The sequence below is a fragment of the Rhizobium sp. SG2393 genome (assembly GCF_042610495.1).
GTDB lineage: Bacteria > Pseudomonadota > Alphaproteobacteria > Rhizobiales > Rhizobiaceae > RU20A.
In genome coordinates, this window is record NZ_JBHGAP010000004.1 from 141860 (window position 1) to 150569 (window position 8710).

The window sequence follows — 8710 nt, forward strand, 5'->3', positions numbered from 1 at the left end:
GGCATGGTTGCACTTGCGAGGTAATTATTCAAGTGTATAATAAGCGCAGCAGGAATTTTTTGCCCGCCGGTTCCCCGGATCGGGCTGCGCATCGACCCCATCCCAGATCGTCAGGAGCATGCATGTCCCGTTATGGTTCCCAGGAAATGTCCGCCGCTTTGAAGCGTGTCCTGATGCGCCGTCCCGGGCCCAGTCTGGCAACGGCCGACGCCGCCCGCTGGCACTACGGCCCGACGTTCAACGGGCCGCGCGCCGTCGAACAGTACGCCGCCTTTGCGCGGCTTGTGGAGGCTTCCGGCACGGAAATCCTGTGGCTGGAGGACACTGGCGACGGGCTCGCGGACGCCATGTTCACCCATGATCCCTCGTTGATGACCGATCAGGGTGCGGTGATCCTCAACATGGGCAAGCCGTTGCGTATCGGCGAGCCGGCGCTGCACGAAGCGGCCTATCGCGCTGCCGGAATTCCGATTCTCGGCCGTGTCGAGGCGCCCGGCACGGTGGAGGGCGGCGACTGCATCTGGCTCGATGCGAAGACGCTGGTGATTGGGCGCGGCGTGCGCAGCAACCAGGCGGGCATCGCCCAGGTTTCGGCCATTCTGGAGCCTCTCGGCGTCCAGGTCATCGGTTTCGACCTGCCGCTGTGGCAGGGCGAAGAGGCCTGCCTGCACCTGATGTCCGTAATGAGCCCGCTTGCCAGCGATCTTGCGCTGGTCTTTGCACCGCTTCTGCCGGCACCCTTCTACCAGCTGCTGAAGGCGCGCGGCATTCGCCTGATCGAGGCGTCGGCGGAAGAATTCCACGCCAGCAACGGCCTCAGCCTCAATGTGCTGCCGCTGAAGCCGATGGATGTCGTGATGGTGGACGGCTTCCCGCAAACGAAGGCGGCGATGGAAGCGGCCGGCTGCACGGTCTCTGTCTTTGCGGCGGATGCACTGTGCATCGCCTGCGAGGGCGGACCGACATGCCTCACGCGCCCGGTCCTCCGGGGATGACGCGGCGCAGCTTTCACCGGGCCCCGGAGGCGGAGCGGCGGCACGAGTTGATTGCCGCAACGCTCGACTGCATTTCCGAGCTCGGCCTGAAAGGTGCGACTGTCAGGGAAATCGCGGCACGCGCCGGCGTCACGGGCGGGCTCGTGCGCCACTACTTCGAGACGAAGGACCAACTGGTCGCGGCCGCCTATCGAAGCCTGATCGCTTCGCTGACGGAGAAGGCCGAAAACCTGACGGGTGATCCGGAAAGCCGGCTGCGCGATTTCATCGTGATCAACCTGACGGAGCCGGTCGCCAACAGTCGGAGCCTGTCGCTCTGGGCGGCCTTCATCAGTCAGGTGCGCAGCGACCCCGTGCTGGGCGCGGTGCATCGCGAAGGCTACCTCGCCTTTCGCGACTCGCTGCAGGGATTGATTGCCGATTTCCGCGCAATCCGTGGCCTGCCGGCCGACAGCGCGATCTGCCGGCAACAGGCGATCGCCATCAACGCGCTGATGGACGGTCTCTGGCTGGAAGGATGTCTGGCGGGCGATCTCTTCGCGGATGGCGAGCTGATAGAGATTGCCACCCAATCCATCGAGGCCTTGCTGGGCCTTTCGCTCACCGCCCGTGCGGGTGTGGCCGGCTGAAACACAAGACCTGAACAACCGGCAGACAACAGGGGAACGACATGCGCTATTCGTCCATCACCGAACGCCTCGCCGATCTCGGCTCGGGCAAATGGTCGCTTCACATCCGGGCTCGGGCCCTGGCGCGCGCCGGCGCCGACATCATCGAGCTCACCATCGGCGAGCCGGACCTGCCCACCGATCCCGCGCTGATCGCCGAATGCCAGCGTGCCATGTCCGCCGGGCGCTACCGCTATTCCAACGGACGCGGCGAGCCCGCCGTGGTTGAGGCGATTGCCGCCAAGTACCGCCGCCGGCGCGCCGATGTGACCACCGACAATGTCATGGTCTTTCCGGGTACGCAGACCGCGCTCTTTGCCGTCATGCTTGGCATTTCCGAGCCGGGGGACGGCATCCTGGTCGGGGATCCGCTTTACGCCACCTATGAGGCCGTGATCCGCTCGACCGGTGCGGAGCCGGTCTATGTGCCGTTGCGCCCGGAACATGGTTTCCACATGCAGGCGAGCGATCTCGAGCAGGCTATCACGCCGGCCTGCCGCGTTCTCCTGCTGAATACGCCGCACAACCCGACCGGCGCGACGCTGACGCGCAGCGAAATTGCGGCAATCGGCGCCGTGGCGCGCCGGCACGACCTTTGGATTGTGTGCGATGAAGTTTATGAGGAGCTGGTCTTCGGCGCCGCTTTCGCCTCGCCCTTCGATGATCCCGACCTCGCAGAACGCACGATCGTCGTGTCTTCCATCTCCAAGTCCCATGCGGCCCCCGGCTTTCGCAGCGGCTGGGCGGTGGGCCCGGCGGAGTTTACGCAGCGCCTGCTGCCGGTGTCCGAGACCATGCTGTTCGGTGTGCAGCCCTTCATTGCGGATATGACGGCCTATGCGCTGTCGAATCCGATCACGACGGCTGCGACCATGCGCCAGTCCTATCAGGCTCGCGCCGCCCGAATATTTGCCGCCCTTTCCGGGGCGAGCGGGCTTCGTCCCACCATGCCTGAGGCCGGCATGTTCATCGTTGTCGATGTGTCTGCGACCGGGCTCGACGGCGAGGCCTTTGCCTGGCGCCTGCTGGAGGAGGAGGGGGTCGCGGTCATGCCTGGCTCGTCCTTCGGCGAGCAGGCGCGGGATTTCGTGCGCATCAGCCTGACGGTGGCGGATGCGCGGATCGACGAGGCCTGCCGGCGCATCACGGCGCTGGCCGCCCAGCTCGTACCCTTGAAGGAGCGCCGTGCATGACGAACGAGACGACAAAGGCAAGGACCATGACGGTCGGCGAAGCGCTGGTCGAGCTTCTGGCCGAAAACGGCGTCGAGGTGGTGTTCGGCATTCCCGGCGTGCATACGGTCGAGCTCTATCGGGGTCTGGCGGCGTCGCCGATCCGCCACGTGACGCCCCGTCACGAGCAGGGCGCGGGCTTCATGGCGGATGGATATGCGCGCGTTTCCGGCAAGCCGGGCGTGGCCCTCGTCATCACCGGGCCGGGTCTCACGAACACGCTGACGGCGATGGCGCAGGCACGGCAGGACTCTATCCCGATCCTCGTGATTTCCGGCGTCAACCGCCGCGATTCGCTTGGGCACGGGCGCGGACTGCTCCACGAACTGCCGGACCAGCAGGCTCTGGTGAAAACGGTCGCACTCTATACGCATACGTTGCTCAATCCCGACGATCTCGGCGCCGTGGTCGACCGCGCCTTTGCGGTGCTCGGTTCGGGCCGGCCGGGACCGGTGCATATCGAGATCCCGACCGATGTCATGTCGGCACCCGTCACGCTGCCGCCGACGCTGCGGACAGCGCAGGCCACCCGGCCGCGGGCGGATGCCGAAACGCTGCAGAAGGCTGCGATCCTTGCATCCGAGGCGCGGCGGCCGGTGATTTTGTGCGGCGGCGGCGCCATTACGGCAGAGGCCGAAATTGGCATTCTGGCGGACCGCATCGGTGCGCCGGTCGTCACCACGGTCAATGCGCGTGGCATGATGGCCGGAAGTCCCCTTCGCGTGCCGGCCAGCCCCAGCCTCAAGGCCGTCAGAAACCTGCTGCGCGATGCCGATCTCGTCTTCGCCTTCGGGACCGAGATGGGGCAGACGGATTACGACATGTATGCCGATGGCGGCTTCCCGCTGCTCGACCGACTTATCCGAATCGATATCGACGCCATGCAACTGGCGCGCGGACCGCATGGGCTGATGTCCATCCTGTCGGGCGCGCGCATGGCGGCGGCAGGGATCACGAGCTTCCTTCCCGAAACCGCCGCTGAGGGCGGGGTGCAGCGCGCCCAGGCCACGCGCAAGGCTGCCATGAAGGAATTGACCGCGAAAATGCGGGCGGAAATCGCTGTTGTCGACGCCATCTATGCCACGCTGCCGGCCGCGACGATCGTGGGGGATTCCACACAGGCCGTCTATGCCGGCAATCTCTATTGCGATGCACCGCGGGCGCGCAGCTGGTTCAATTCGGCAACCGGTTTCGGTGCGCTCGGCTACGCCCCGCCGGCGGCCGTGGGAGCCGCCGTTGCGGCGGCCGAAGAGCCAGTCATCTGTCTGGTCGGCGATGGCGGCATCCAGTTCTCGCTGGCCGAGATCGGCTCGGCTGCCGATATCGGCGCGCAGGTGATCTTTCTCGTCTGGAACAACAATGGCTACCAGGAGATCGAGACTTACATGCGCGACAACGGCATCACGCCAGAGGGTGTGAAGCCGGGCGCGCCGGACTTTCTGAAGACCGCCGAGGCCTATGGCCTTCCGGCGCGGCGATTGGCCCATGTGGATGAGCTGCCCGCTGCGCTCAGGGAGGCCTCCACCCGCAAGGGGCCATCCCTGATTGAAATTCACGAGACCCGCACGGCCGGCGCGACAGCCTGACGGTTAGCGAAACCTGCGGATCGATCGGCTACGGCCGTCCAGGCATCCGGACGGCCAGTTCGCTCAGACCTTTACTTGAGACGCAGGTCGGGGTGGCGGTTCACATCCTTGTAAAGCAGGTAGCGGAAGCGGCCCGGGCCGCCCGCATAGCAGGCCTGCGGGCAGTAGGCGCGCAGCCACATGAAGTCGCCTGCCTCGACCTCCACCCAGTCCTGGTTGAGGCGGTATACGGCCTTGCCCTCCAGCACATAGAGCCCATGCTCCATGATGTGGGTTTCCATGAAGGGAATGATGGCACCGGGTTCGAAGCTGACGATGTTGATGTGCATGTCGTAGCGCACATCTGCGGGATCGAGAAAACGGATCGTGGCCCATTTGCCGTCCGTATCCGGCATGGCGTGGCATTCGCACTCGTCCTCATGGGTAAAGACCGCCGGCGGCGGCTCCAGCCCGTCCACGACCTTGAAGGCCTTGCGGATCCAGTGGAAGCGCGCGGGTTCGTCCGAGCCGTTCTTCAACGTCCAGGCGGCACCGGCCGGCAGATAGGCGAAGGAGCCTTCTCTCAGGGCGTTCGCTTTCCCGTCGAGGGTAATCGTCATCTCGCCGGATACGACGAAAATGCCAGCCTCTGCGCCCTTATCCGGTTCCGGCCGCTCACTGCCGCCACCGGGTGCGACCTCTACGATGTATTGCGCGAACGTCTCCGAGAAGCCCGTCATGGGGCGGGCGATGATCCAGGCGCGCGTGCCGTCCCAATGCGGCAGCACGCTGGTCACGATGTCGCTCATCACGCCCTTGGGAATCACTGCGTAGGCCGTTGTAAACACCGCCTTGCCCGAGAGCGTCTGGGTCTGCGGCGGCAGGCCGCCTACCTCGGAGAAATACGAACTGCGCGTCATGGGTGTGCGGCCTCCTGCTTGCTTCGACGCGTCACTCCTGCTGCGTCCGCGCAGCTATGTCAAACCCCGAGCGTGTGACATCAGGTGATCGGCAGAGGTCGCAAGGGACAGGTACGAACCATGCTGACGGCGGGGAGCGATAACCGAAACGCGACGGTGCGATGAATATTTCACTTCAAAGCTGTAAAAGACATAAAATGATCAAATGATTGGAGAGGTTAAGTAAAATATAATGGACATTTTGCCGCATTCGAATGCACTTATCTAGGCGTTGCCCCTAGAGAGTGATTTGTTCACTCGTGCTAATTGCCGAATATTAGGATCAAAGGTATTTAAGCAGTGATATCACGGTGGAGCGGTCATGGCCGAGCAGGAGTTCAGGGTTCTCCTGGCTGACGATCATCCGGTGGTAGCCGCGGGATTGCGCCTTGCAATCGGCCAGGCTCGCGGGCTGGCGCTCGTTGGTACGGCGCTCGACCCCGAGACGCTTCTTCTGATGGCAGCGAAAGAGCGGCCGGACGCGTTCATCCTGGACCTCGTTTTCGATGGCCAGTTACAGTTTGACCTCATCGAACGCTGCAGAGCGACCTATCCGGGGTCCGTGATCATCGTTTTCACTTCGCTGCCCGCCGGGCCTTATCGCCAGACGGCCATTGCGGCGGGTGCCGATGCTTTCGTGGGCAAGGATACCGATCTCGAAACGCTGGCTGGCCTCCTGCTTGAGCATCTGGGAACTCCCCGTCGCAAGCCTGGAACGGTGGCAGCGGTCTCGATCATTCCAAGCCTTGCCGATATCGGTCGCGGCATCCACTTCACCAGGCGCGAGCAGGAAGTGGCTGCCATGCTCAGTCACGGAAACTCGATCAACGATATCGCACGCGCACTCGGCATCAGCATGAAGACGGCGTCTGTCCATCGAGACAATCTGCGCATGAAACTGCAATGTCGTGACAGCAACGAACTGATCGCCCGTCTCGCCCGCCTTTACGGTGCGGCCGGAGCGTCCTGAAGGCGGAATGGTGATGGCGCACGCGCGATCCGCGATCATTGCCGCTGCCGGAATGCCGCCTCCAGCCGCGATCGCCGGATTTGCGCTGATCTACGTGTTTCTCGGCGCACTATCCCTTTCCACAGCCTATATCCAGCCGAACGCAGCGGCTGTATGGATCCCGTCCGGCTATGCGACCGGCCTTCTGATTGCCCGTGGGCGGGGTTTCTGGCCGGCGATCCTTGCCGGTTCCTTTACTGTGAACGCGATGGTGAATTTCACCAATCCGGATGGCATGGCGCTCGATCTCCTCGCAGCGCTTGCCGTGGCTGTCGGCAATACGGCTGAAGCGGTGCTGGCCGCCTTTCTGACCGAGCGTTTCGCCGATGGTAAAGGCTTTCTGAATTCTGCGCGCAGCGTACGCTATTTCCTGCTCTTCACCGTCCCGCTGCCGCCGTTGGTCAGCGCTGGGGTCGGTTTGCTGGCGAGCCATCTGGCTGCGCTTCCGGCCAAGGACAGCGAATTCGAGGTCTTTGTCACCTGGTATGTCGCCAACGCCGCGGGCATGCTGATCTTCTGCGGCATCATTGTCGGCCTTCTCGAAGGCGGCTTCTTCCGTTTCGTCCGGCATCGCCTGGGAGAATTGCTGCTGCTGGCCGGCTGTCTGATCTTCGCAAGCCAGGCGCTCTGCGGCGTCTATTTCTCGGAGGCGGTCGCGGAGTGGACCAAGCCCTACATGGTGATTCCGCTGTTGCTCTGGGCGGCGTTGCGCTTTGGAGCGTCCGGTGGGCTTGCGGCCATCGCCCTCATTACCGTCGGCGCCTCTGTCGGTGCCATGCGGGGGTTCCAGGTCTTTCCCGCCGACTCTCCCTGGCAGGCGCTGACCTTCCTGCAAATCTTCCTGGCCATGCAAGCGGTGATGATCCTGTTCATGACCGCCGCAGTGGCCGAAGCGACAAGCGCACGCGCCGAACTCGAATTGCGGGTGCGCGCCCGTACCCGCGAGGTGGAGCAGTTGCTGCGACGCGGCGAGGTGTTCGCGGCCCTCGTCGCCCATGACCTCAAAAGTCCGGTCTACGGGATCCGTAACACGTTGCGAACCTGTGTCTCGGGTCTTGCCGGCCGCCGTCTTTCCACCGAAGACCTCCTGCCGGCACTTCAGGTCATCGAGGAGACCTGCACGGCCCTCGGCGACCGGGTCGAGAGCCTTCTGTCCGCACCCTATCTGCCGGAAGAAGCCCCGGGCGCGCCGCTTGCCACTGTCATGGACAACATTGCGGCTGCCCATCGCCTCACGCTGCAGCGACGACGCGTGCGCCTCGAGACACACATACCGGCGCGCCTGATCGTGCCGCGGGCGCGGGAAGTGGAGCACATTGTCGATACACTCATCGACAATGCGGTACGCTTCTCCCAGGAGGGAGACGTGGTGACCGTTTCTGCCAGCCTTGATTCCGGCGGTATCCGCATCACGGTCGCCGACCTCGGCCCGGGCCTCCCGCCAGACCGGCTGGAACTTCTTGTGCGGCGGGATCGTCCGCCAGCTCCTCCCGGCGAATCCGGCCAGCGGCCGCGCCTTGGTCTCTATCTTGCCGCCGAGCAGGCACGCTGGATGGACGGGGCCCTGCTCTACGAACCCAACTGGCCGACGGGCGCGCGCTTCGTCCTGCATCTTCCCTATCGCCATGTCGCGTTTGGCGCGGATCCGTCCGACGCCGTTTAAGCCACACAGCCTCATGCGTCATCTGCCGCCGGTCGTCTTGCGGGCAGGGCAGTCTCAAGCAATGGCACAGGAAAATCCTCGGGTAAGAGGATCCCGGAGGTCGATGAGGACTTGCTCTTTCCATCTCGCATTTGAGTAAAAATCAATTAAATTCATTGAATTTCTGTTAAAAAACTTATCGTCTCCAGTCGAAACGTTAACGATCAGGAATCGTGATCGATCTTTTGTTCGAGCTGCTTGTCTGGGGCGGCCATTTTTATTTCGATCATTTTGGTAAACGCCTGCCCCGTGCGGCAATGCACAACAAGAATGATCGTCGTCTAGGTCATCCGCCGATTTACGGCGTCAAAACCTTATGGGATCGGTGTCAACTGGGGATATTAGAGATCGCTGGGGGATGTCGGTGTAACGTCGGTCGGAGAAGGTGGACACACGAAGCGTGCGTTCGACCTTGGCGAGCAGACAAGCATCAAAGGCCAGCCGTTTCTAATCATGACATTGCATGCGGTTGACGCCGGCGGCTTCGCCTGCGCGACCGCTCCCACGTGTGACGCTTCGGCTTCAGTCGAGGCGTCGTGCCCAAAGATTGCGTCCGCATTCGATTGAGATAGGTGATTTG

The 8710-nt window shown here is 63.4% G+C and carries 7 protein-coding genes; 6 read left to right on the top strand and 1 reads right to left on the bottom strand.

Annotation, left to right across the window (positions count from 1 at the left end; translation table 11 throughout):
* Positions 1–122: 122 nt before the first annotated feature.
* The 4 genes from ACED18_RS12445 to ACED18_RS12460 are packed head-to-tail and all read left to right on the top strand — an operon-like array spanning position 123 to position 4481.
* A complete protein-coding gene (locus ACED18_RS12445) occupies positions 123–995 on the top strand; it encodes a dimethylarginine dimethylaminohydrolase family protein (RefSeq protein WP_377292608.1) in 873 nt (290 codons plus the stop codon).
* Positions 992–1624 carry a TetR family transcriptional regulator C-terminal domain-containing protein gene (locus ACED18_RS12450; protein WP_377292610.1) on the top strand — a complete coding sequence of 211 codons (633 nt, stop codon included), beginning with the start codon at positions 992–994 and terminating at the stop codon, positions 1622–1624. Before ACED18_RS12445 ends, ACED18_RS12450 begins: the two co-directional genes overlap by 4 nt.
* 41 nt (positions 1625–1665) lie before the next feature.
* Positions 1666–2856, top strand: a complete 1191-nt coding sequence (locus tag ACED18_RS12455; protein ID WP_377292612.1) for a pyridoxal phosphate-dependent aminotransferase — start codon at positions 1666–1668, stop codon at positions 2854–2856.
* The gene (locus ACED18_RS12460; protein WP_377292614.1) at positions 2853–4481 is read left to right on the top strand and encodes a 5-guanidino-2-oxopentanoate decarboxylase; all 1629 of its coding nucleotides are present in this window, start codon (positions 2853–2855) and stop codon (positions 4479–4481) included. The genes ACED18_RS12455 and ACED18_RS12460 overlap by 4 nt, the downstream gene beginning before the upstream one ends.
* Before the next feature lie 71 nt (positions 4482–4552).
* Here ACED18_RS12460 and ACED18_RS12465 read toward each other — a convergent pair whose 3' ends face one another.
* The gene (locus ACED18_RS12465; RefSeq protein ID WP_377292616.1) at positions 4553–5380 is read right to left on the bottom strand and encodes a bifunctional allantoicase/(S)-ureidoglycine aminohydrolase; all 828 of its coding nucleotides are present in this window, start codon (positions 5378–5380) and stop codon (positions 4553–4555) included.
* A 361-nt stretch (positions 5381–5741) separates the two neighbouring features.
* Between ACED18_RS12465 and ACED18_RS12470 the strand changes: the two genes are divergently transcribed.
* Positions 5742–6389 (top strand): LuxR C-terminal-related transcriptional regulator, encoded by a 648-nt coding sequence (locus tag ACED18_RS12470; RefSeq protein ID WP_377292618.1) that lies wholly within the window; start codon positions 5742–5744, stop codon positions 6387–6389.
* Between the two features lie 13 nt (positions 6390–6402).
* The gene (locus ACED18_RS12475; RefSeq protein ID WP_377292620.1) at positions 6403–8091 is read left to right on the top strand and encodes an MASE1 domain-containing protein; all 1689 of its coding nucleotides are present in this window, start codon (positions 6403–6405) and stop codon (positions 8089–8091) included.
* Positions 8092–8710: the final 619 nt, after the last annotated feature.